Origin of the sequence: uncultured Gordonia sp. (assembly GCF_937858515.1) — a bacterium.
In the GTDB taxonomy this organism is placed as follows: domain Bacteria; phylum Actinomycetota; class Actinomycetes; order Mycobacteriales; family Mycobacteriaceae; genus Gordonia.
Map to the genome: position 1 here is coordinate 1 of NZ_CALLZT010000056.1, position 23,692 is coordinate 23,692.

The following is a 23,692-nucleotide window of genomic DNA, read 5'->3' on the forward strand; positions in this document are numbered from 1 at the left end:
GGCCTCCTTGGTCAGCGAGACATTTCCGCCCTTGCTCAGGCTCACGCCCATTGTGTATAGCCTTCCGTTGATGTGGTGGTGTGTGGTGCCGACGGTGTGATGCCGACGTCTGTCGTGCCGACATTCAACAGACGCCACTCTATGCGAACACGGAAAGACCGGACATCGTTGAAGCGGATGACACCCGGGCGGCTGCCGTGCCTGTGTAACAATTCTGGCGCCTACGACGGTACAGAACCTGGTGCCGGTGCGGAATGGCCCGCGAGTGGCGTGGGTGTGAGAGTGGAGTGGGTGCGAGAGATGTCATCGGGTTTGCCGGGGGCGGGATGGTTTGCCGATCCGGCGGGCAGTGGCCGGATGCGCTGGTGGGACGGGTCGGGATGGACCGACGGCTTCGCAGATGAGGACGGTGCGTCGCCGTATCCGCCGCCGTCGCCGGTCACCGGTGGTGCACCGGGTGCGCCGCGCCGCCGGTCACCGAAATGGAAGTGGCTCGCGGTCGTGGGCGCGGCCGTCGTCGGGCTGATCGTCGTCGCGGGGCTTGTCGGTTCCCCGGATGACGATGCGGGCACCGTCGACACCGTCGCCGGGTCCTCGACCACCACAACGCCGCCGACCACCTCGTCGAGTTCGTCGTCGGCCAGTCCGTCGGCGGTGGCCACCGGCACCCGGATGCAGGGCCGCGAGGCGATGGTGGCGTTGGGCAAGCTCGACGAACTCGACGTCAAGGGCCGCGCTCCGAAGACCGGCTACAGCCGCGACGAGTTCGGCAGCCGCTGGTCCGACGACGTCGATGTCGAGGGCGGCCACAACGGCTGCGACACCCGCAACGACATGCTCAAGGGTCTCGACGACGTCACCTTCAAGCCCGGCACTCGCGACTGCGTCGTTCTGTCGGGCACGCTGCGCGATCCGTACACCGGCCGCGACATCGAGTTCGTGCGCGGCGAGAAGTCCTCGTCCGCGGTGCAGATCGATCACATCGTGGCCCTGTCGGACGCCTGGCAGAAGGGTGCGCAGAAACTGTCGGCCGACGAACGCCGCGACCTCGCCAACGACCCGATCAACCTGCAACCCACCGACGGACCCACCAACTCGCGCAAGAGCGACGGTGACGCGGCGACGTGGCTGCCGCCCAAGAAGTCGTACCGATGCACGTACGTGTCGCGGCAGATCGACGTCAAGACCAAATATCGCCTCTGGGTGACAACCGCGGAGAAGTCGGCGATGCAACGGGTCCTCGAGACCTGCGGCGCGACGATCACGGAATCTTCGACCACGTCGAGCGAGGCCCCCGCCCGGACCACCGAGACCGAACGAGCCACCGAGACCGAACGGACCCGGACCCGGACACGTACGCCGACGACGACGACCGACACACCCATCCGGACCCCGAACCGGGTGGTCGAGCTCCCCGTCGAGGAGACGGTCACCCCCGAAATGACGGTCGTTCCGGAACCGACGGTCGTGCCCGAGACGACAGAGGTTCCCGACAGCGGCGGCAGTGTCTACTACGCCAACTGCTCGGCGGTCCGGGCCGCCGGGGCCGATCCGATCTATGCAGGGCAACCGGGCTATTCACGCAAACTGGACCGGGACGGCGACGGCGTCGCGTGTGAATAGTCCGATTCGGGTCATACAAATCGGGACATCCGTATGATGTGACGCCGACAACTGCTATTGTCCTCCCGGATATGTGATATCGCGTATCGGTTCGCGGAGGGTAGTGAGTATATGGCTGGGTTGTGGGGAACTCGTCGCATGATCGGTGTGCGGTCGGCGGCATTGGCGACGGTGGCGGCGATGGCCGTGGGTCTGGGCGGTGCGGGTGTCGCATCGGCCGATCCGACCGGTGGCGCGGCAGGCAGGCAGTGGACCGCCTCGCACGACAGCAAGCAGAAGAAGTACGCGGGCGTGAGTATCCAGACCGACGTGCCGATCAGGATGAGCGACGGCACCGTCTTGCGCGCGGACATCTACCGACCGGCGGATGCGCGGAAACGTCCCATCGCTACCAAGACCCCGACGATCGTCAACCTGACGCCGTACACCAAGCTACTCACTTCGCTGGGCACCGCGGTCACCGAACACCCGGTCCTCAAGCCGTTCATGGAGCAGGTGGTGTCCAAGATTCATCTGACCGGACCACTGCGCGGCGCCGACGACCTGATCGGCACTATGCGCGACGGCGGCGCCAAGACGATGATGGCCGACTACGACCTCATCCGCAGTGGCTACACCCAGGTGGTCGTCGACGTCCGCGGCACCGGCTTCTCGCAGGGCAAGTGGCAGACCTTCAAGAGCCGGGAGCAGAAGGACACCGTCGAGGTCATCAACTGGGCTGCCAGGCAGAAGTGGTCCGACGGCAAGATCGGCATGTCCGGCGTGTCGTACTCGGGCATCAACCAGATCTACGCCGCCAAGATGGCGCCCAAGGCGCTCAAGGCGATCTTCCCGGTCGAGCCGGGTGGCGACCTGATCCGTGACGTGGTCGCGCCGGGCGGCGCACTTGGTGTCGGGTTCCTGCCGTTGTGGCTGACCCTGGTCAACGCCACCAAGCTGATCCCCAACGTCGCATCGATGATGACAGGCAACTTCGACTGGAAGTGGCTGGCGGACAGGATGAGTGAGCCGGGTACCTTCTACCCGCAGCTCTTTGCGGCGCTGTCGACACCGAACATCGCCTCGATCCCGCCGAACCTGAAGAGTCTGCTGGAGACCAATTCGGACGAACGTTCCTCGTGGCTGTCGGGCGCCGACAAGATCACCGTGCCCACCATGATCTACGGCGGCTGGTTCGATCTGTTCACCAACACCGAGGTCAGGGCGTTCAATCAGATTCCGCTGCCGCCGAGCCAGAAGAAGCTGATCATGGGCGACGGCTATCACCTGACCATCGGCGCCCGCCAGTCCGGTAAGAACGGCACCCCGCCCCGGCTGGACGTGCTGCAGAAGGCCTGGTTCGACAAGTGGCTCAAGGGAATCGACAACGGTATCGACAGGTATTCGCCCGTCACCCTCAAGCAGGTCGGCGACAAGTGGATCAGTGCCGATCAGTTCCCGCGCGCGGGCATGCAGCGTCAGCGCCTGTACCTGAGCGACAAGCGTTCGGGCACAGCGCCGTACGCGGTACGCGACGGTTCGCTGAAGGTGGCAAGGACCACTTCGCGTGGGCGACTGACGGTTTCGCCGGGCCTGGCCACCATCTGCTCGCGGGACAGCGCACAGCAGACCATCGGCGTGGTGGCGATCCTGCCGGTATGTTCGGACGACGCCCGGTTCTCCGAACGCGACGCATTGACGTTCACCAGCGCCCCGGTGCCCACCACCCGCAGCGTGTCCGGCTACACCAACGTGCGCCTGAACACCGTCCACGACGCCACCGACGGCTACTGGGTGGCAACCCTGAACGATGTCGCACCGAATGGCACGTCGAAGGTCATCTCCACCGGTCAGCTGGTGACGTCGCTGCGCGCCTACGATGCGGCCAAGTCCGAGTTCGCCGCCAACGGCGACGTGATCGACCCGTATCTCAAGCTGACGCTGAGTTCACGACAGCCGGTAACCCCCGGTAAGCCGGTGGCCATCGACATCGGCCTGCTGCCCACCGAGGCCCTGATCAAGGCCGGTCACCGGCTGCGGGTCGACGTGTTCGCGATGAACATGCCGCGTGGTCTGCCGCTGCGTCCGCTACTCAACGCCTCGCAGCTCAAGCCGCAGCACATCCAGCTCGACCCGACGCGGCCGAGTTTCGTGAACCTGCCGATCTCCGCCACTTTGCGATAGCTCGGTGACAGTTGATCGATCGACGCGGGCTGGGCATCGGCGCGACTAGTCTGAGCGGGTGAGCTTCCGTGACGACCTCGCGCTGACCCTGCGCGCCCGCTTCCCGATCCTCTACGTCGAGTCGTTCGAGGAGCACCGGGTGCTGGCCGAGATCGCCACGGTATCCGGGGCTGGCGGCAAGGTCCGCACGGCGCGGGCGGTGCATACCTGGTCGACCACTGCGGGCGTCGTAGACCAGGCCGGCAAGCAGGCGTCGGGTACCGGCGACCCGCGGGCCGCGCTGGAGTGGTTCCGCCGCAATCAGGAGCCGTCGGTGCTGGTGATGCGGGATCTGCACGCCTTCCTCGGTGACGACCGGCGGCCCGCCGACCCGGCGCTGGTGCGCACCCTGCGCGACCTGGCGAGCGAACTGCAGGCCGGAGCGGTGGCGCGGACCCTGATCCTGGTGTCGCCGATCCTGCGGATCCCGCCGGAACTCGACAAGGACATCACGCTCCTCGACTTTCCGCTGCCCACCGAAACCGAGATCAGGGCTGTCCTGGACGGGATGATCGCGGCCAACGCGGGTGGCCGGATCGCGATCGCCGCCGACGACGTGGGCCGCGAACGGCTCGCCAAGGCCGCGCTCGGGCTCACCCTCAACGAGGCCACCAACGCCTTCGCGCGGGCGATGGTGAACGACGGCCGGCTCGGCGCCGACGACGTGCATTCGGTGATGGAGGAGAAACGGCAGACCGTTCGCAAGGCGGGGCTGCTCGAGTTCGAGTCCGTCGACATCGACCTCGATGACGTGGGCGGGTTGCAGAACCTGAAACGGTGGCTGCGCAAACGCGACGGGTCGTGGCTGGCCGAGGCCGCCGAATACGGGGTGTCCGCACCCAAGGGTGTGCTGATGACGGGTGTGCCCGGCTGCGGAAAGTCGTTGACCGCCAAGGCGATCGCCGCCGCGTGGGAGTTGCCGCTGGTGCGGATGGATATCGGCAAGGTGTTCTCCGGGCTCGTCGGGTCGTCGGAACAGAACATGCGCACCGCCATCCGCACTGCAGAGGCCACCGCGCCGTGCGTGCTGTGGATCGACGAGATCGAAAAAGGCTTCTCCGGCATGGGAAGTGGCGATTCGGGGACGTCGACGCGGGTATTCGGGTCGTTCCTGACCTGGATGCAGGAGAAGACGGCACCGGTGTTCGTGATCGCGACCGCCAACAAGGTGGACGCGCTGCCGCCGGAGTTCCTGCGCAAGGGGCGCTTCGATGAAATCTTCTTCGTCGACCTGCCCACCGCCGCCGAACGCCGCGACATCTGGGAACTGCACCTGCACAAGCGGTTACGTGACAACAAGGCCGCCGGCCTGGGCATCACCCCGCAACTGCTGGAAGCACTCGCCGACCTCACCGAGGGTTACACCGGCGCAGAGATCGAACAGGCCGTCATCGCGGGACTGTTCGACGCGTTCAGCGACCGCCGGCCGATGACCGGGGTGGATCTGCGGCGCGCGATCGCGACGATGGTGCCGTTGTCGGTGACGCAGGCCGAGCAGATCGCCGCGATCCGCGGCTGGGCCGCCGACCGGGCAGTGGCCGCGACATCGGCCGAGGACCGCACCGGTTACACGACCGCCGGCCCGGACGCCGGCACGGCACCTGCGGAGAAGGACGGTTCCGGACCCCAACTTCGTTTGGTACCAACAGATCCCACGACACGTGGGGGAAGGACAGTGGATTTCTAGTGAGTATCTCAATTGTGCTGATTCCCGCGGCCGTGGCGGCCGCCACCTGGGTCGCCGGCCGTGGTCAACGTCGGGAGATGGACGGACGCACCGTCATCGGCGTGTCCACCCGGATGCGCGACGTCGATCTGCTGACCGGCGCTCTCACCGACACCGGCGCCGTGGTCACCTCACAAACCGACGACGCACTCGTCGCCCAATGGAGCAACGTGTCCGCCCGCTTTCACCGAGACCCGGCCGTCGCAGGCGGGGCCTGGCAGGTCGACTTTCTCGGCGAGGGCACGACCGAAGAGTCGGTGGCCGAAGTGGTCACCGCCATCGACACCGCGTACGGACTCCGGGTGCAACAGGCGGTATTGACCCGCCTGCGGGAGCGGGCACCGCTGGCGGGAATGAGCATCGCCTCGGAATCGGTCGACGACAACGACACGGTCACCGTGGTTCTCGATCTGGCGGCCGGCGCATGAGCACCCACAAGCAGATCGTGCTCACGGTGGCCGCCGACGGTTCGGTGCGCGCCGAAACCCGCGGTATCGTCGGGCCGTCCTGTCTCGATCAGATCGCGCTCCTGGAGGATCTGCTCGACGCACACACCGAAACCAGCGAATTCACGCAGGACTACTACCGGGCCACAGCTGTTGAGCACGACACCGTGGAGGATCCGGATGAGCTTTACCACTGATCCTGCGGTCGCCTCCCGGCTCGCCGACCGCAACTGGCGTATCATCCACAGCCTGTGGATCGCCACGCCGATCGTGTGTTGCGGGATCTTTTCGTGCGCCGGATTCATCTACGCCGCGGGCAGGGTCCGCAACCGCAAGTGGAACATCATCGCGGCCGTGTCGACGGTGGTAACGATCGCGGTGTGCGTGTGCCTCTTCGCGTTCGAGAATGCTGAGGACGAGGTCCCCGACTGGGCGGGTGGGGTGATGATCGCCTCGTGCATCGCACACCTGCTGGCGGGGCTGGCGCTACGCAACGAGTACCTGGTGCGCCTCGCGCAGCGGCAGGCGCAGGGGCCCTGGTACGGCTACGGCACCCACGGCGTCGGCACCCACGGCGTCGGCACGCAGGGAATGGGCCCCCAGGGTTTGGTGCCGCAACCTGCTCCCGGCCCGGGACAGTTCGCTCAGCCGGCGTATCCGCCGCCGCAGACCCCGGTGCAGACCCTGCCCGGCACACCCGACTACTCCCCCCCTGGCCCGCCGGTCGCACCGCGACCCACACCCGCCTCGGTCGTCGATATCAACACCGTCACCGCCCCCGAACTGGCCGCAGCCACCGGACTGGACACAGTGCAGTCCGACGCCGTGATCGCCGCCCGCGCCCGGACCGGTGGTTTCCGCGATTTCGACGACCTGGCCGCATCGACGGGCCTCCCCCCGCATCACCTGGCGCGCCTGCGGTCGGTGACTTTCGGGCCCACACAACCGGATTCGGGCTACCGGCCCCCACCACCACCTGGGGGCCGGATCCTTGATATCTGATTGGGCGATACGCGTGGGCGCGGTCGTCGACGACACGGTCGCCGAGGGCCCGGGCCGACGGTTCGCCGTCTGGGTGCAGGGCTGCTCCATCCGCTGCCCGGGCTGCTTCAATCCGCATCTGTGGGGTCCCCATGGCGGCACCGACATCGACGCCGGCGAACTCGCGGCCCGCGCGCTGGCGGTACCGGGTATCGACGGGGTCACCCTGCTGGGCGGCGAACCCTTCGAACAGGCCCGCCCGCTGGCCCGGTTCGCCTCCCTCGTCGCCGCCCAAGGGCTTTCGGTGATGACGTTCAGCGGCTTCACCTACCGTGAGTTGACCGCGGCAGGCGCCCCCGACGGGGCCGCTGAACTGCTGTGTGCCACTGACCTTCTGGTGTCAGGGCCGTATCTGGCCGACCGCCCGGACATCGGGCGGCCGTGGGTGGGTTCGACCAATCAGGAGTTTCACTTCCTCACCGATCGCTTGCGGCACGTGGAGGCAGAGCTGACCGCTCTGCCCGACCGCATCGAGGTCCGGGTGGCCGCCTCCGGCGAGGTCACGGTCAACGGCTGGGCGGCCACCGACCAACTCGACGCCCTCCTGGCCGACGACTTCCGGAGGTCTTAGTCCGGGACCACGACCGCCCGCCCCCGCAGATCATTCGCCGCGAGCCGCCGGTACGCCTCCAAACCGTCGTCGAGACTGAACCTTTCGACCTCCACGTCGAGAACGCCGTCGCGGGCCAGATCGAGTACCTCGATCAGCTCACCACGCGTGCCCCAGTATGGGGACCGCACCGACACCTCGTACGGCTGGGAGAAGAAGCCGACCTTGGCGGCGGCCACGCCGTCACCGAGTCCGACGATCACCACATCGCCGAGCACCCCGACCACGCCCATCGCGATGTCGATGGTCGGCTGATATCCGACGAAATCGAATACCGCTGTGGCACCCTGCTTTCCGGTGATCTTGCGGACCTCGGCAACCGTGTCGGCATTGCTCAGGACAGTCTCGTGCGCCCCCACCTCCCGGGCGAACGCCAGCTTCTCCTCGGTGACGTCGACGGCGATGATCCGCGACGGGGTCAGAGCCCGCAGCAACTGGATACCGACATGTCCGAGACCACCCGCACCGATGACGACGGCGGTGGTACCGCCGACCAGCTTGGCCAGCGACGGTTTGATCGCGTGGTAGGGCGTGAGTCCGGCGTCGGTGAGCGCCACCGACGTGACCGGATCAAGGTCACCGAGCGGCACCAGGTGGCGTGCGTTGTCGATGAGAAGATAGTCGGCCATCGCGCCGTCGGTGCCGAGTCCCGGTGGAGTGATGGACATTTCGGCCGCATTGAGGCAGTAGTTCTCCTGCCCCTGGGCGCACCGGTAGCAGGCGCCGCAGCCCCACGGCCCGTACACCGCGACCGCGGTTCCCTCGGACAGCCGCACGCCGGACCCGACCTCGGCAACGATTCCGACACCTTCGTGGCCGAGCGTCATCGGCAGCGGGTAACTGAACGCACCGGCCGGCGCGTTCAGCACGAAGTCATCGGAGTGGCAGGCACCGGCGGCGGTGATCTTGAGCAGCACCTGCCCGGGTCCGGGCGATGGTTTGTCCACCTCGCGAAGCTCGGGTGGTTGTCCGGGGGCGATGAACTGGATGGCCTTCATGGCGTGGGGTGCCTCTCAAATATGACGTCAACCTCACCTTTTGGTTCTACTCGCGCCGATGCGCCGATGCGGCTGCTTGGGACCAACTCGGGCATATCGGGGACGTAAGTCCCGTGCCGCGGCCGCGCGCCCGGATCAGGTCAGGATCACCAGTTGCCGCGTCGCCCGCGTCATCGCCACGTACCGGTCGACTGCGCCGGCCACCCCGTCGCCGAACGAGCCGGGCGCCACCAACACCACCAGATCGAACTCCAGCCCCTTGGCGGTGCCCGCAGTCAGTGAACGCACCCGCGGTCGGCGCAGCGTCACGGATTCGCCGATCACGCAGGCGGTCCCGTCGGTGTGTTCACGCAGCCACCCGTCGACCACCGATTCGAGGTCGTCGACCCCGGCACGGGTGACGGGGATCGCGCTCGACCTGATCGACCGGGGGACGTTGGCGTCGGGTATCGCCGCGAGGATCGCCGGAGCGGCCTCGGCCATGATCTCGGCCGGGGTCCGGTAGTTGACGGACAGGCCGGCGATACGGATGCCGTGCAAGCCGACCCGTTCGAGACGCTGCGTCCACGTCTCGGTGAATCCGTCGCGGGCCTGGGCGCGGTCGCCGACGACGGTGAAACTCCTTGACGGGCACCGGCTGATCAGCATCTGCCATTGTGCGTCGGTGAGTTCCTGTGCCTCATCGACGATGAAATGCGCGAACGGCCCGGCGAGTTCGTCGGGATCGGTTGTGGGCGAGACGGTGTCGTCGTCGAGTGCGTCGCGCAGGTCGGCCGAGCGCAGCATGGAGGCGACCCGCATCTCGCTGTCGTCGGCGGCGATCACGTCATTGATGACGTCGTCCATGCGGGAACGTTCGGACCGGAGCGCGGCGGCATGCCGGTGCCGGCGCCGGGTGGCTTCGGGGTCGCCGATGCGCCGACGGGCCGCGTCGAGCAGCGGCAGATCCGACGTCGTCCACGCCGAAGGGTTATCCCGTTGCAGCGCAAGTACTTCAGTACGATCAAGCCATGGTGCGCACATCGACAGGAATGCCGACACCGTCCACAGATCACCGATGATGTCGGCGGGGTCGAGCAGTGGCCACGCCCGATTGAACGCCCCGGTCAGAACCCTGTTGCGGCGCAACGACGATCGGACCTCGCCGAGTTCGGACTCTTCGATATCGGGCAGGGCATCGGCCGCGATCTCCAGCAGCTTCTCCCACACCGCGTCGCGGGCATCATTATGCGGCACAACAGGATCAGCCTCGCCGAATGCTTCGGCCCAGTCGTTGGGCGAGAGGATCAACTCACCCCAATCGGTGCCGACGGTCAGCGAGGAACGTGGGGGGTCCTCGTAGAACCGCACCGCCGGCTCGATGGCGCCGACCATCTCCACCGACGACTTCAGCTGCGCGACAACGGGATCAGATTCGACAATCGCCCCGGCCGTTTCGGGAACCAGATCCGCGACGGTGCACGTCAACACCCCCTGCTCGCCGAGCCCGGGCAGAACGTCGGCCACATACGACAGGTACGGCCGGTGCGGACCCACCACCAGCACCCCACCCCGATGTCCGCTCAGGCGCGGATCGGCATACAGCAGATACGCCGCACGGTGCAGTGCGACAACGGTTTTCCCGGTTCCCGGCCCACCGTCGACGACGAGGGTGCCCGAAGACCCGGCCCGGATGATCGCGTCCTGGTCGGCGGCGATGGTGCCGAGAACATCTCGCATCCGCTCACCGCGGCTGCCGCTGAGGCCCGCCAGGAATGCCGAATCGTCGTCGAGAATCAGACCCGGCGGAGTGTCGGCGGTGAGGGACTCGTCCCAGAAGTCGACGATCGACCCCTGTGACCAGCGGTAACGCCGCCGGCTGGTCAGGCCGCGAGGCTCGGCGAGGGTGGCGGCGAAGAACGGTTCGGCCGCCGGGGTCCGCCAGTCCACCAGCAGTTGCTCACCGGTCGGGCCGCATACCCCCAGGCGTCCGATGTAGGTCACGGTGCCGTCACCGGCCACCATCCGGCCCAGACACAGGTCGAGCCCGTACCGCCGGATGGTCGCCAGCCGGGCGTGGGTGCGGTGGATCTCCATATCCCGTTCCATCGCATGATGCCCCGCCCCGCCCGGCGCTTTCCGGAGCGCGTCCAGACGGTTCTCCAGAGTGGCCACGGTATGCGCGAACGCATCTGCAATGGCGGCGAAATGTGCGACATCGCCGGCAATGGACTGTGAATCACCCTTGTAGGCAACATTTTCGGATAGAAGGAACGGACTCTGCATGTGGCGTGTACTCCTCGTGGGCGGCGGGAGAAACGATTGTGCACCACCACGGGGGCCTTGCGGCAAGCCCCCATCCGCGATATACCGTTAAAGGGGAAAGAAATCCGCCGTTCGAGGTGGTCGCCTCATACGTGTCTCTCACCGGACCCTTCGTGAGCGAGGGTCACGAAGGGTCCGGTGACGCCAGGCTCCCGACGGTTTCCAGGATCAGATGCATCGCGGCCGTCACTGTCAGCGCACGAACGATCGCCCGGTCTCCCGGAAACCGGATCGTCAGCGTCCGCGTCGGCGCACCATCGACAGAAACGCCGAAACAAACAGTGCCGACGGGCTTTTCGGCCGATCCCCCGCCCGGCCCGGCGATCCCGGTGGTGGAGACCGCGATATCGGTGCCCAGCACCCGTCGGGCCCCGTCTGCCATCGCCTCGGCCACCTGCTCGCTGACGGCACCATGTTCGGCGATCATCGCGGCCGGCACCCCGAGCACGTTCGTCTTCACTTCGTTGGAGTACGACACCACCCCGCCGGCCACATACTCCGACGACCCGGCGCGGTCGGTGAGCCGGGCGGCGATCTTCCCACCGGTGCACGATTCGGCGGTCCCGATCATCCGCCCGGTCAACGCCGCGGCCACCAGGTCGTCGACGGTGGACCCGTCGGTGGAAAAGATCTGCCCGTCATGACGTTCGGTCATCAGATCGAGAAGCTCGGCATAGGGCGATCGGCCATCATCGGCGAACCGGGTGACCATGTCGATCTCCCCGGCCCGAATGCAGGTGGTGATCTCCAGTGCCGAAAACCCGGCCACATCGCGCTCGGCCAGCCGCAAAGTCTCGGCCAGTTCTGCCTCCGACAGCCGGTACGCGCGAATCGTCTCCGACGAGAACACCGGCAGCGACGCGGTCACGGAGGCGAACGCATCGGTTGTGACCGCAGCCGGCCACATCGCCTGCAGTTCGCGAGGTGGGCCGGGCAGCACGATGATCGCGGGCAAGCCATCGGTACGAGCGATGGCGATCCCCGGCGCGGTGCCGGTGGGCGGAATGTACCGGGCATCCTCGGGCACATACGCCTGCTTGCGAACGCCTGCCGCGGCGGCTTCGGGCAGCGGACCGTCGATACCGCGCCAGCGCAGCAGAATGTCGGTGATGTGCGATTCGAGGTCGGGGTCATGCCGCAACTCGCGCCCGCAGAACGCGGCGACGGTCGGGACGGTCAGGTCGTCGGCGGTCGGTCCGAGTCCGCCGGTGGTGACGATCAGGTCGACACCCTCGTCGACGAGGAACCGCAGTTGTGCGGTGAGGTCGTCGGGCCGGTCGCCGCAGACGGTGATGTGCGCGACGTCGACACCGAGCCCCAGCAGTTGTTCGGACACCCACGGCCCGTTGCGGTCGGCGATCCGGCCGGTCAGCACTTCGGTTCCGGTGACGACGATCCCTGCGCGTGTACTCACCCATCCGACCCTATCGGGTGGGTGAGTACACGCCGATCAGATCAGGCGTTGAGCCAGTTCAGAACCGCGTGGAAGGCCCGTGGGTTGGCCATGTTGATGCCGATGGCCCCGCCGATCACGGCACCGACTCCGGCGACCCAGAGGCAACCGATGATGGTGGCGCAGCCCAGGACGAGGCCGATGATCGCACCGATCGCGGCGGTAAGGCTGCCGCCGTTGTTCCAGCCGATCATCAGCTCACGCATCATGCGCTGGTATGCCTGAGCTTTCGACGCGTACGGCTTGGCGTCGGTGAAGATCGCGGCCCGTGTCTGCGGCGTGATGACCGGGACCAGTGTGGCGCTGGTGCGGTCGGCGCTCATCTGTACTCGCACGGGGACGTCGACGCCGCTGATCGGGAAGATCAGCGGAACCTGCTCGATGATCTTGCCGCTGCGGTTGGCGACCTTGAGGGTGTCGCCGCCGCTGTAGGGGAGGAATGTCGCATTCGTCAGCGATGTGGTGAGTTTGCCGGGCATAGCGGTGGTGACGGCGGTCGGGTTGGCGCCCGACACGGGAGCCGCGTCGGCGGTGCCGGCCGCGACGGCGAGGACGGTGGCTGTTGCGGTGACGCCGAGCGCCAGGCCGATGCGTCGAAGAAGTTTCATGGGATAACCGATGCCTTTCGGTAGTGAAGTTTCGTGCTGCTCACTCTGCCAAATCCTCCGTGCCATGTCTGGATTACGAACGTACATGTTGTTTCCGTTGCCGGATTGATGCCTACCGAACCTGTGTAATGCGCCCGGGGGATTGTTGTTACCCGGGTGGGGTATCTAAGGTGAGTCTTGCCTTACTTGCGATCGGATGGGTGGGAGGACGTCATGTCGAGGGGTTTCAACGGGGCGCTGATGCGTGCTTTCGGTGCCCGCGACCATATCGCTAAAGTCACTGGCGCGCAGGATATTACGCCACACTGCAAGCGGATCTGGTTCGTGTCGCAGACGCTGTTCACCGAGGCGGAGGCGTTCCCGACGGCGTTCGTGCGTGGTTGGTTCCCGGACGGGGAGGGCAAGGAGTTCCAGCGCGGCTACACCTTCGTCGACGCCGTGCCCGAAACGGGCGAATTCTCCATCGACTTCGTATTGCATGAGCCCGCCGGACCGGCGTCGAAGTGGGCGGCGACGGTCGAACCGGGCGCCGAGATCTCCGTGATGTGGATGAGCGCGATGCCGTTCGAGGTTCCCGCCGTCGGCCGCCCGGAGGGATATCTGCTCATCGGTGACTCGGCGTCGCTGCCGGCGATCCGGACCGTCGTCGACGTGATTCCCGACGACCTGCCGATCGAGCTGTATCTGGAGGAACACGACCCGCTCGACCACGAGTTGCCGCTCCCCGAACATCCGCGACTGCGCACGCACTGGGTGCCGCGCGTGGATGCGATATCGGTGGCGGCGGCGCTGGAGAATCGCGACTGGTCCAACTGGTATCTGTGGGTGTGTCCGGAATCGGGCACGCTCAAGGAGGTGCGCAAACGCGCCAAGGAGTTCGGATTCCCCAAATCGGAGACACACGCGCAGGCGTACTGGGCGCACGGCAAGGCGATGGGTAAGGAACGCGATCCCGAAGCCGAGGCGGCCGCGCAGGCGAAGGCCGTCGAGCCGGAACCGGTCGCCGAACCCGTTGCCGCGTCCACTCAGGAACCGTCGGCCGTCCAGGGCGAATGGAACGCCGCGGGCGCCGGCCGATTGATCGCGCCGCTCAAGAAGACACTCATCCTCGCCGGTATCGCGCAGGTGATCCTGGTACTCCTTCAGCTGGCGCCGTTCCTGCTGCTGGTCGAGCTCTCTCGGCGGATTCTGCGGGATGCGCCGTCGTCGGAATTGTGGAATATCGGTTTCTGGGCGCTCGGCCTGCTGGGTGCGGGATTGCTGCTCGAATTCTTGCTGCAATTGTGGCTGCATCTGGTCGACGCCCGCTTCTCCCGCGATCTGCGACATCGCCTGCTCGGCAAGATGGCGCGAATACCCCTGGGCTGGTTCACTTCCCGAAACTCGGGCACTATCAAGTCGCAGATCCAGGACAATACCCTGGCCCTGCACTATCTGGTGACGCACGTGGTGGTGGACGCCGTCGCTGCCGTCATCACCCCGATCGCGGTGCTGATCTACCTGTTCACCGTCGACTGGGGAATAGCGCTGTGCATGTTCATTCCGGTCCTCACCTATGTGGTGGTGATGTGGCGGATGATGGCGCAGTCGGGACCGAAGATCCCGCAGGCGCAGAAGTGGGCCGAACACATGAACGGCGAGGCCGCCGCCTATCTGGAGGCGCAGCCGGTGATCCGCGTCTTCGGTGGTCCGATGGCGTCGAGTTTCCAGCGAAATCTGGACGAGTACATCGTGTTTCTCGACAACTGGCAGCGCCCGTTCATCAAGGCGAAGACCCTGATGGACCTGGTCACCCGGCCCACCACGTTCCTGTGGTTGATCTGTTTCACCGGAACGCTCTTCGTCATCTGGGGGTGGGCCGAGCCGGTCGACCTGCTGCCGTTCCTGTTCCTGGGCACCACATTCGGAGCACGTCTGCTCGGGATCGGTTACGGCCTTTCGGGATTGCGCACCGGTACGGTCGCCGCCCGTGACATCCAGGCCACCCTCGAAGAACCCGAACTCACGGACCTTCCGGTCGCTCCGGTGTCTGATGCCGGTGGCGATGTGGAGTTCCGGAACGTCGGCTTCGGATACCGCAAGGACACCCCGGTGCTGCACGACATCTCGCTGCGCCTGACACCGGGAACGGTGACCGCGCTGGTGGGACCGTCGGGGTCGGGCAAGTCGACGCTGGCGGCACTGTTGGCCCGCTTTTACGACGTCAGCACGGGCGCTATCACTATCGCCGGTCGCGACATCCGGTCGATGGACGGCGACGAGCTGTACCGGAAACTCGGTTTCGTCCTGCAGAACACCCAACTCGTGGCAGGTACGGTCGCCGAGAACATCGCCCTCGCCGTACCGGATGCCTCCCGCGACCGTATCGAGGCCGCGGCACGTGCGGCCAACATCGGTGACCGGATCGAACGGATGCCCGACGGCTACGACACGTACCTCGGTCCCGACGCCGCGCTGTCGGGGGGTGAACGGCAACGTCTCACGATCGCCCGCGCTCTGCTGGCGGACGCACCGATCCTGGTGCTCGACGAGGCGACTGCCTTCGCCGACCCCGAATCGGAATACCTTGTGCAGCAATCATTGAGCAGGCTGGCCAGGGACCGGACGGTCCTGGTGATCGCGCACCGGCTACACACGATCGTCGACGCCGACCAGATCGTGGTCCTCGACGACGGCCGGATCGCCGAAACCGGTACCCACGCCCAACTGATCGAGGCAGGCGGCCGATATCGGGCTCTTTGGGATTGCCTGGAAGCCCCGCCCGAGACCACCGACGCATCTGACCTGACCCTGGGGGCACAACGATGATCCACACAGTGCTGGCTCTGATTCCGCCCGTCTACACCGGTTTCCTGCGCCGTTTCGCGGTCCTGACGGTGCTGTCGGTAATCGTCCGCGCGGTGAGCGTGGTGTTCCTGGTGCCGCTGCTGTCGGGGCTGTTCGACGGCGACCACGACAAGGCGCTGGTATGGCTCGGCGCGCTGACGGCGTCGACGATCGTCGGCTGGATCATCGACCGGATGACCTCGCGGGCCGGTTTCGACGTCGGTTTCGGCATCGTCGACAACGCGCAGCGTGATGTGGCCGAACGGCTGTCGCGGGTGCGGCTGACCTGGTTCAACACAGCCAACACCGCCGATGCCCGGCAGGCGATCGCCGCCACCGGACCCGATCTGGCAGGGCTGGTGGTGTATCTGATCGTGCCGGTGGCCGGTGCGGTGCTGTTGCCGGCGGCGATCGGGATCGCCCTGTTCGGGGTGGCGTGGCAGCTGGCGCTGGTCACGCTCGCCGGGGTGCCGTTGCTGCTGGGTGCGCAGTGGCTGTCCACCGTGATCACCAAGAAGGCCGACACCGTCGCCGACGAGGCGAACGCAGAGCTCAACGCGCGGGTCATCGAATTCGCCCGCACTCAGGAGGCGTTGCGGGTATCGCGGCGCGCCGAACCCGAACGTAGCCTCGTCGGCGATGCTCTGGACCGCCAGCACGGCGCGATGACCAAGCTGCTGCTGTTCCAGATCCCGGGCCAGGTGATCTTCAGTGTCGCAAGCCAGGTGGCGTTGTTCGCGCTCGCCGGTACTGCCGCCTGGCTGACAGTGCGCGGCGATCTGTCCCCGGCCGAGTCGGTGGCGCTGATCGTGGTGGCGGTACGTTACCTCGAACCGTTCACGATTCTCGCCGAACTCGGCGCGGGTCTGGAGACCACCCGCCTGACGCTGAACCGGATCGGTTCGGTTCTCAACGCGGAAACCGATGGACCACAAGAGGGTTCGGCAGCCAAGGCCGATCTCCGGACGGCCCCTCGGATCGTGTTCGAGAATGTCACCTTCGGCTACGGCGACGATCGGCCGATCCTGGCGAATCTGAATCTGACCATCGAATCCGGTTCGGCCACAGCCATTATCGGTGCCTCAGGGTCGGGCAAGTCGACGATCCTCGGGCTGATCGCGGGCCTGCACGAGCCGCAGTCCGGCCGCATCCTGTTTGACGGTGTCGACGTGGCCACCCTTGAACTGCCGGCGCGACGGGCGTTGTCGAGTGTGGTGTTCCAGGAGCCGTATCTGATCCAGGGCACCATCGAGGAGAACGTCCTCGCCGGCGACCCGTCGGCCGGTCCTGAACGTGTCGCGGCCGCAACACGTCTCGCTCGCGTCGATGAGATCATCGGCCGCCTGCCCGACGGCCTGGGTTCGGAGGTCGGCGAGGGCGGCTCGGTGCTCTCGGGAGGCGAACGCCAGCGCATCAGCATCGCCCGCGCCCTGCTCAAGCCGGCGCCGGTGCTGCTGATCGACGAGGCCACCAGTGCCCTCGACAACGAGAACGAACGCGCCGTCGTGGATGCGCTGTCTGCCGATGACGTGGCGCGCACCCGCATCATCGTCGCCCACCGGCAGGCCGGTATCCGGCACGCCGATCAGGTGATCGTGATCGACGACGGACAGATCGCCGAACAGGGCACCCCCGGCGAACTCCTCACCGCGGGTGGACTGTTCGCGCAGTTCTGGGAACGTCAGGGCGCGAGCGCCGGCTGGAAACTCACCGACTGAACGAGCGCGAGACTACGACGGCATCGCCGGGGCGACAGAAGACCAATTCCAGGCGGCTGACGTACTCACCGGTGGCCTGCCGGATCAGGTCGGCGTAGATGGACAGTTGCGCCCAATATGCTTCCAGCGTCTCCTGTTTCACGCCCACATCGGTCTTGTAGTCGACGATGACGAGGGCCCCGTCGTCGTCGCGGTAGACCAGGTCGGCCACGCCTTCGATGACGGTCGTCCCGTCGGGACCGATCCCGGCGAGCTGCATCTCCTGCCAATGAGGGCGCATTCCCGCGTGCTGTACGGGATCGGCTGCGATCGCCGAACAGGCAAGGTCCACAAAGAAATCCACGTCGGCCAGGCCATATTCGCCTGCGATGCGGCGGGCGGTCTCCCGGAAAGCGTCGTCGGTGCCGTCAGCGAGCGATACCGCTTCAAGAACCGTGTGTAGGGCGATGCCGAGCAACGGTCCGCTTTGCTTGCTACCCGTTCCACCGGCGATCGGGGTGGGACGACCGGAGGCGATGAGACCACCCGCGGTGTAGGAATCGAGCAGCATTGCTGCGGAATCGGTTTCGCGATGGGCAAGGTGCGTCGCAGAATACGACGACCGGCGGGCCGACATATCGGCCACCCGTTCGGTTTCGGCCAGCCAGTCGTCCCAGCTCTGCGGTTCGGCACCGGTGGGGGTGTCCTCGTCCCGGCGGCGGGCGTCGACGAGTTCGGGCATGACGGCGTCGGTGTCGTCGAGTCCGTCGGCGAGGATAGCGCCCCAGCAACTCCGGGAGCCCATATATCCGGACACTGCGAGGTGACTCTCGGCGCGTGTGCAGGCCACATACAGCAACCGGACCTTCTCGGCCGCGGTGTGCGCATCCTCCGCTGCGTCCGCGGCGTCGTATCCGGCGGTGCGCACAGCTTTGCTCGCGTACGCCTGCAGGGCGTCGGACGAATCCCACAGCACCGGTTCGGAATCGGTGCGGAAGCCGCCACTCATCCCGGCCACGATCACCATCGGGAACTGTAGACCTTTGGCGGCGTGAATGGTCATGATGCGCACCGCGTTCACCCCGATCTCGGGGAGCACGGTCTCGGCGACGCGGGCGTTCTCGTCGGATTGGGTGGCCGCCCAGTCGAGGTAGTCGCGCAGACTGCCCCGGTCCTCGGCATACCAGGCGTGGGCCTGGTCGATGACGAACCGCAGCCGCCGCCACACGTCGCGATGCCGCGGCGAGTCCATCGACACCTCGAACACGCGCCGGTCGGTGGCCAGCCGCGACAACAGCGCACCCGGGTTCAGGCCACCGATCTCCCGTGACAGTCCTTTGAGGTATGTGAATGCCTGTGCCACAGGTGAATCGGCGAGTCCGTCAGGTGGGTCGAGGTGGATGATCCACCGTCCCCCGGCGCGTCGCCACCGCAGCAGGTCGTCGTCGCCGCAGCCGAACAGCGGAGTACGCAGGGCTGCGACGATGGCCGCCGAATCGGCGGTGTTGGCCAGCGCTCGGCAGGTCACCAGCAGGTCGTGCACCTCCTGTGTCGAATAGACCAGACTCGATGCCTCGGAACGGAATTCGACTCCCGCCGCGTCAAGGCTCTTCTCCAGGAACGGCAGCACCGCACGCGACGGGATGAGAATGCAGATATCGCTCCACTTCAATGGCACATGATCGTAGTCGCGTGGGCCCCGACGCTTCTCATGGCACCAGCCCTCCTCGGTGGCGGTGGCGATGATGCGGGCCACATCGCGGGCCTCGCGCGTGCGCGGAAGATCGGCCTTGCTCAGTCCGATCTCGTCGGGGGTGGGGTCACTGTTGTCGGAGAACACGAAAGGTGCCGGACCCCAATAGGTCGCGCGCTGCGGCCGGTCGGGGCGCGGGGCCAGTTCGACGTACCCGGCCTGCACGTGTCCCTGCGCCTGCACGAGCCTGCCGAATACCCGGTTCACCCAGTCGATGACGGCGCGGGTGGACCGGAAGTTGGTGGTCAGCTGAACCATATCACCTACCGGAACCTGTTCGCGCGCACCCATATACGCCGCGATGTCGGCGCGCCGGAATCTGTAGATCGACTGCTTGGGATCACCCACGGTGAACAGCCTGCCGGTAGTATCTGCGGCGCCCGCGCCGGTAGTGTCTGTGGCGCCGGCGCCGGCTACGATCCGCTGCGCCAGTTTGAGCTGGAGCGGGTCGGTGTCCTGGAACTCGTCCAGCAGGATCCGCTGGTACCGCTCATGGGTGGCCGCGGCGACGGACGACTCCCTCAGGACCTCCGCTGCGTGGACGAGCAGGTCGTGAAACTCCAACTGCCCGGTACGGCGCCGTTCGTCGGCCTCCTCGCGGATCAGCCCCGACATGTAGTCGACGACGATCCGCAATGCCCCGTCGAGAAGACCGTTCAGAACACCGGGGATCAGCTTGTCCCGCAGGTCCTTGATGCGGGCCTTGATCTCCTTGACCTGCGCGGTGCCGCCCACCCAGTTGGCGCCCTTGCCGCCGTTGCCGGGTCCGGGGCAATAGGCGACGATCGGTATCCACCCGGTGGCGTCCGTCGCCTCGCGCAATGGGATCAGCAATTCTTGCAGCAGGTGCACCTGACGGGCCAGGTTGTCGGTTTCGTCGCGGCAGTCGGTGAGGCAACCGCAGATGGATTCGGCCTCCCGCACGATGATTCCGATATCGGCGTCCTCGACATCCGGCAGCTGTCCGCTGGGGTCGAGCCGGTCCCAGTTGCGGTCGAGACCGTCTGCGAGAGTGCGTATCTGGTTGACCGACACACCGGTGGCGATGAGGATGTGCATGGCCTCGGCCACGACATCGGGCGCCTCGTCGGTGAATAGCAGTTGCTGCATCCGTTGCCAGCGACGCTGGAACGACAGTTGCGAACCCATGGCGTCGACAACCTGGATGCGTGGTGGAACCCTCGCTTCGAGTGGATGTTCGCCGATGATGCGGGCGGCGAAGCCGTGCAGGGTACCGATGGCTGCGGTATCGAGTTGTCGCAGAGCCCGTTCCGACTCGGGAGAAGTGTGTCCGGCGAGTTCGACACGGACCCGCTCACGCAGTTCGGCTGCCGCCTTCTCGGTGAACGTGATCGCGGCGATCCGATCGAGCTCGATGCCGTCGGTGAGTACGAGATGACAGATCCGTTGCACCAGCGAGTGGGTTTTTCCGCTGCCGGCACCGGCTTCGACGAATAGGGTGGCGGTGGTGTCCTCGGTGATGCGGGTGCGGGCATCTGCGTCGTCGAGATCTTCTTCGATGGTGGTTCCGTGTGCGGTCATGATTGCGCGGCTCCGTATTTCGCGACGTAGTCGGTGATCTCGGGAACGTGCTCGAGGTTGGCCCAGGCGCGTTGCAGGCCGGCTTTGCCGACGAGGTCGAGAATGGGATCGGCCCACCAGGTGTCGGGGGTGCGGGGTGGAAAGTAGCCGGCGCGGATCATGTCGTGCACCAACTGCAGGTCGCCGGTGAGGATGTCTTCGACATCGCGGGTGAGCGCGTAGCCGATCTCATCGAATCCGCCTTTGCCGGTGATGAACCAGTAGCGGGCACTCACAGTGTCGCCGAAAGTCTTTGCGAGCAGGCCGTATACGGGTAGCTGGAAATGAGTCCCGTCATGGGTGGGACTGTCGGGGCTGATGTCCCTGTACGGCTTGCGCTGTCCCGATTTGTAGTCGGTGACGCGGACCCGGCCATCGCGGTGCTTGTCGATGCGGTCGACCGAACCCCGGAAGGCGATGGTGGTGTCGCCGAGATCGTGAGTGATGGCGGGGTTTACGTGTGGCTCGGAGTACGGCCGGCCCTTGGGTGGAAGCCCGAAGGAATGCTCGGCGTGGGTCGGGGTCCAGCCGTCGGAGTGGTCCTCGGTGTCGAGCCTGTGCCATTCGCGCAGGTCGTACATGATGGTGCCGCGTGCCCGGGCCCACAGGTGCCCGAGCCACCCGGGATTGTCTCGTTCGGCGCTGCCGAGTACATCGTCGGCGATGTCGGTGAGCCTGGAAAGTGATTGTGCTGCACCGTCAATAGTGCCGATAACATACCGTTCGAGGATGGTGTGGATGAGATTTCCGCGGGTGAGCGCGTCGATTTCGGTGGCCTCGTCGGGGTCGGGAAGTTCCTTCGCGCCGAGCACACTGGTGAGGAAGAAGCGGTACGGGCTCTTCACCCAGTCCTCAAGTCTGGTGGGCGACACCGGATTATCGAAGACGGTGAGCAGATCGCGGACGTCGTGCACGTTGCCGTTGAATCGGGTGAACCTGCCTCGCAGCCGGTCGCTGCGCATCCGCATTCCGGAGCAGACGATCGGATCGGTGAGAACCGTCTGCCGCTGTTCGGCGGGTACCGCGGCGAGCGCACGCAGCCGCCATTCGGTTTCCGACGCCGCTGACGCTCCGATCCTAGGATTCGCGTTTTGAGCTGCCACATCAAAGGATTCGACGACGACGATCCGGTCGGCACCCTGGGTTTGCTTCTGCCAGCCGACGACGTCGACAGCGGTGCCGGCGAGTGCGCCGAGCGCGGGCAGCAACCAGCGGCTCGGTACCCGTTCGGCACCTCCACGCAGGCTGCCGCGGGGGAAGGTGACCACTCGTTCGGTTCGGGCTGTCGCGAGTGCAGCCCGGTAGTTGCGATGTTGAGCGTCCATAGCGTCGCCGGGGGTGTGTCCGGTGAGTTCGGCAGGCAGCAACGGGTCTTCGCGTCGCGGCACCGGCAGCAATCCCTCCGCCGCGCCCAGGATGACGACGACGTCGAGGTCCCGGCCGGCGGCGTCGGCGAGTGCGCCGACGGTGACGCCGGTACCGGACTTCCCGTGTTTGCCGCCATGTGAATCGATGCGGACGCCCACGGCGTCGCGGATGCGTTCGATGGTCGGTGGTGGCGCGAACTCGTCCATGAAAGCAAGGGCGGCAGAGTCCTGGCGCAGCGTCACGATGTCGGTCGCCACGTGCTCGGATGACCCGTGAAATCTACTGTCCAGCAGCATGATCAATTGCTCGGACGCCTGGTGCCAGGTGTTGGCTTCACCGAGTGCGACGAGGTCGGCTTTCAGCGACATGATGTGGTCGTACAGGGCCGCGGTCTCATCGGGAAACGTGTCGCCGACGTAGGAGTCGTCGGGGAGTGGTTCGGGGAGCCGGTGCCAGTCGTCGCCGCCGACGATCTTGCGGTGTTCGCGCGTGATGAGTTCGAGTTTGCGTTGACTGACCGGTCTTTCGGCTCCCGGAACCTGCGGGCGACGCAGCACGCCTTCGGCGAAGAAGTCGAGAATATCACGCCGCGGCATGATCGCTGGATCGATGCTCAGCAACCCGAGCAGGGCTCGCACGGCGGGCCGATCGGCGAGCGTGTGGTGCAGCGGCGCGTTGAACGTGATCCGGCCGGCGGGCAGATGTTCGTGCAGCAAGCCGAGATACGGGTCGGGGGTGGGGTAGTAGACGCCGATGCGGTGCCCGGGTGTTCCGGCCGCGAGATGTTTGCGGATCAGCCGCACCACCGCCCGCACCTCGTCGTCGGCGTCGGAGGTATGGATGATCTGCGTCGGCAGGACGTCGCCATCGGTTTCGATGACGGTGCCCCCGGCGCTGAGGGTGTCGAGCAGCCCGTCGAGCGCCGGATTGTCGCGGGTCGGTGCGAACACCACCACGTTGGTCAGCGACGACGCCGCGGCTTCCGCTGCCGCATACGCCTCATGCTTGAGGAAGTACCTGCCGGTGAGCTCGTCGTCCAGCGCTTCGCGGTGAATGCGCAACAGGTCGTCGACGAGTGGTGTCGGGTTCTCGATCCGCGGCTCGGCCAGTTCGGTGAGCTGCCACGACGCCTGCGCCAGTGCCTGCGCCGTGATCGGCGCCTCCGCCACCTCCTTGAATACGCCGGGCCGTTCGTCGAGCACCCGCGCGACTGCCGCCTCGAGCAGCGGATACGGCAACGCCTGCCGAGGTGAGAGGACCGGCGCCGCCAACTGCTCCACAATCTGCCCCGCCGTCACGATGCTCGTGTTGGCTACGGCCCCCGCACGTGCCAACGCGTGCAACACATCCCGCCCCGCCGCATGATTGGGCACCACAACCGTCGCCGAAGCCAGCGGATGTCCACCCTTGGCTTCCGCAACCGCACCCACCACCCTGTCGAAGATCATGGCGCCCA

15 protein-coding genes are annotated in these 23,692 nt (G+C 66.4%); 9 read left to right on the forward strand and 6 right to left on the reverse strand.

Annotation, left to right across the window (positions count from 1 at the left end; all coding sequences use genetic code 11):
* Positions 1–291: 291 nt before the first annotated feature.
* From Q0627_RS04415 to Q0627_RS04445, 7 genes are all read left to right on the forward strand, one after another.
* Positions 292–1,623 carry a DUF1524 domain-containing protein gene (locus Q0627_RS04415; protein WP_291019213.1) on the forward strand — a complete coding sequence of 444 codons (1,332 nt, stop codon included), beginning with the start codon at positions 292–294 and terminating at the stop codon, positions 1,621–1,623.
* A 180-nt stretch (positions 1,624–1,803) separates the two neighbouring features.
* Entirely contained in the window at positions 1,804–3,786 is a 1,983-nt protein-coding gene (locus tag Q0627_RS04420) for a CocE/NonD family hydrolase (RefSeq protein ID WP_291016306.1), read from the forward strand.
* A gap of 58 nt (positions 3,787–3,844) precedes the next feature.
* Positions 3,845–5,512 carry an AAA family ATPase gene (locus tag Q0627_RS04425; RefSeq protein WP_291016268.1) on the forward strand — a complete coding sequence of 556 codons (1,668 nt, stop codon included), beginning with the start codon at positions 3,845–3,847 and terminating at the stop codon, positions 5,510–5,512.
* The gene (locus tag Q0627_RS04430) at positions 5,512–5,979 is read left to right on the forward strand and encodes a hypothetical protein (RefSeq protein ID WP_291016270.1); all 468 of its coding nucleotides are present in this window, start codon (positions 5,512–5,514) and stop codon (positions 5,977–5,979) included. Before Q0627_RS04425 ends, Q0627_RS04430 begins: the two co-directional genes overlap by 1 nt.
* Entirely contained in the window at positions 5,976–6,194 is a 219-nt protein-coding gene (locus Q0627_RS04435) for a DUF2997 domain-containing protein (RefSeq protein ID WP_291016271.1), read from the forward strand. Before Q0627_RS04430 ends, Q0627_RS04435 begins: the two co-directional genes overlap by 4 nt.
* Entirely contained in the window at positions 6,178–6,999 is an 822-nt protein-coding gene (locus Q0627_RS04440) for a helix-hairpin-helix domain-containing protein (protein WP_298807931.1), read from the forward strand. The genes Q0627_RS04435 and Q0627_RS04440 overlap by 17 nt, the downstream gene beginning before the upstream one ends.
* A gap of 13 nt (positions 7,000–7,012) precedes the next feature.
* Positions 7,013–7,609, forward strand: coding sequence for a 4Fe-4S single cluster domain-containing protein (locus Q0627_RS04445; RefSeq protein WP_291016277.1), 597 nt, complete (start codon positions 7,013–7,015; stop codon positions 7,607–7,609).
* Here Q0627_RS04445 and Q0627_RS04450 read toward each other — a convergent pair.
* The 4 genes from Q0627_RS04450 to Q0627_RS04465 all read right to left on the reverse strand — a co-directional run bounded on the left by Q0627_RS04450 (position 7,606) and on the right by Q0627_RS04465 (position 13,011).
* On the reverse strand, positions 7,606–8,646 hold the full coding sequence (locus Q0627_RS04450; RefSeq protein ID WP_291016280.1) for an NAD(P)-dependent alcohol dehydrogenase: 1,041 nt from the start codon (positions 8,644–8,646) through the stop codon (positions 7,606–7,608). The two genes, Q0627_RS04445 and Q0627_RS04450, sit on opposite strands and share 4 nt — an antisense overlap.
* A gap of 135 nt (positions 8,647–8,781) precedes the next feature.
* Positions 8,782–10,911, reverse strand: a complete 2,130-nt coding sequence (helR, locus tag Q0627_RS04455) for an RNA polymerase recycling motor ATPase HelR (protein WP_291016283.1) — start codon at positions 10,909–10,911, stop codon at positions 8,782–8,784.
* Positions 10,912–11,074: 163 nt separating this feature from the next.
* On the reverse strand, positions 11,075–12,364 hold the full coding sequence (locus tag Q0627_RS04460) for a competence/damage-inducible protein A (protein WP_291016285.1): 1,290 nt from the start codon (positions 12,362–12,364) through the stop codon (positions 11,075–11,077).
* A 41-nt stretch (positions 12,365–12,405) separates the two neighbouring features.
* The gene (locus tag Q0627_RS04465; protein WP_291016287.1) at positions 12,406–13,011 is read right to left on the reverse strand and encodes a hypothetical protein; all 606 of its coding nucleotides are present in this window, start codon (positions 13,009–13,011) and stop codon (positions 12,406–12,408) included.
* Between the two features lie 213 nt (positions 13,012–13,224).
* Here Q0627_RS04465 and Q0627_RS04470 point away from each other — a divergent pair, with 213 nt between their 5' ends.
* Together Q0627_RS04470 and Q0627_RS04475 are read left to right on the forward strand one after the other, a co-directional pair.
* Positions 13,225–15,819: an ABC transporter ATP-binding protein/permease gene (locus tag Q0627_RS04470; protein ID WP_291016290.1), complete on the forward strand. Its 2,595-nt coding sequence runs from the start codon at positions 13,225–13,227 to the stop codon at positions 15,817–15,819.
* A complete protein-coding gene (locus tag Q0627_RS04475; RefSeq protein ID WP_298807939.1) occupies positions 15,816–17,555 on the forward strand; it encodes an ABC transporter ATP-binding protein in 1,740 nt (579 codons plus the stop codon). The genes Q0627_RS04470 and Q0627_RS04475 overlap by 4 nt, the downstream gene beginning before the upstream one ends.
* On the opposite strand, the gene Q0627_RS04480 is transcribed toward Q0627_RS04475, so the two are convergent.
* The gene (locus tag Q0627_RS04480) at positions 17,545–20,829 is read right to left on the reverse strand and encodes an exodeoxyribonuclease V subunit beta (protein ID WP_298807942.1); all 3,285 of its coding nucleotides are present in this window, start codon (positions 20,827–20,829) and stop codon (positions 17,545–17,547) included. The two genes, Q0627_RS04475 and Q0627_RS04480, sit on opposite strands and share 11 nt — an antisense overlap.
* Positions 20,826–23,684, reverse strand: a complete 2,859-nt coding sequence (locus Q0627_RS04485) for a PD-(D/E)XK nuclease family protein (RefSeq protein WP_298807945.1) — start codon at positions 23,682–23,684, stop codon at positions 20,826–20,828. Before Q0627_RS04485 ends, Q0627_RS04480 begins: the two co-directional genes overlap by 4 nt.
* Between the last annotated feature and the right edge of the window lie 8 nt (positions 23,685–23,692).

Excerpts from the sequence above, each read along its gene's own strand:
- helR (WP_291016283.1), bottom strand. The coding sequence starts at position 10,911 with ATGCAGAGTCCGTTCCTTCTATCCGAAAATGTTGCCTACAAGGGTGAT.
- Q0627_RS04435 (WP_291016271.1), top strand. The coding sequence starts at position 5,976 with ATGAGCACCCACAAGCAGATCGTGCTCACGGTGGCCGCCGACGGTTCG.
- Q0627_RS04440 (WP_298807931.1), top strand. The coding sequence starts at position 6,178 with ATGAGCTTTACCACTGATCCTGCGGTCGCCTCCCGGCTCGCCGACCGC.
- Q0627_RS04465 (WP_291016287.1), bottom strand. The coding sequence starts at position 13,011 with ATGAAACTTCTTCGACGCATCGGCCTGGCGCTCGGCGTCACCGCAACA.
- Q0627_RS04475 (WP_298807939.1), top strand. The coding sequence starts at position 15,816 with ATGATCCACACAGTGCTGGCTCTGATTCCGCCCGTCTACACCGGTTTC.
- Q0627_RS04480 (WP_298807942.1), bottom strand. The coding sequence starts at position 20,829 with ATGACCGCACACGGAACCACCATCGAAGAAGATCTCGACGACGCAGAT.
- Q0627_RS04470 (WP_291016290.1), top strand. The coding sequence starts at position 13,225 with ATGTCGAGGGGTTTCAACGGGGCGCTGATGCGTGCTTTCGGTGCCCGC.
- Q0627_RS04420 (WP_291016306.1), top strand. The coding sequence starts at position 1,804 with ATGGCCGTGGGTCTGGGCGGTGCGGGTGTCGCATCGGCCGATCCGACC.
- Q0627_RS04450 (WP_291016280.1), bottom strand. The coding sequence starts at position 8,646 with ATGAAGGCCATCCAGTTCATCGCCCCCGGACAACCACCCGAGCTTCGC.
- Q0627_RS04485 (WP_298807945.1), bottom strand. The coding sequence starts at position 23,684 with ATGATCTTCGACAGGGTGGTGGGTGCGGTTGCGGAAGCCAAGGGTGGA.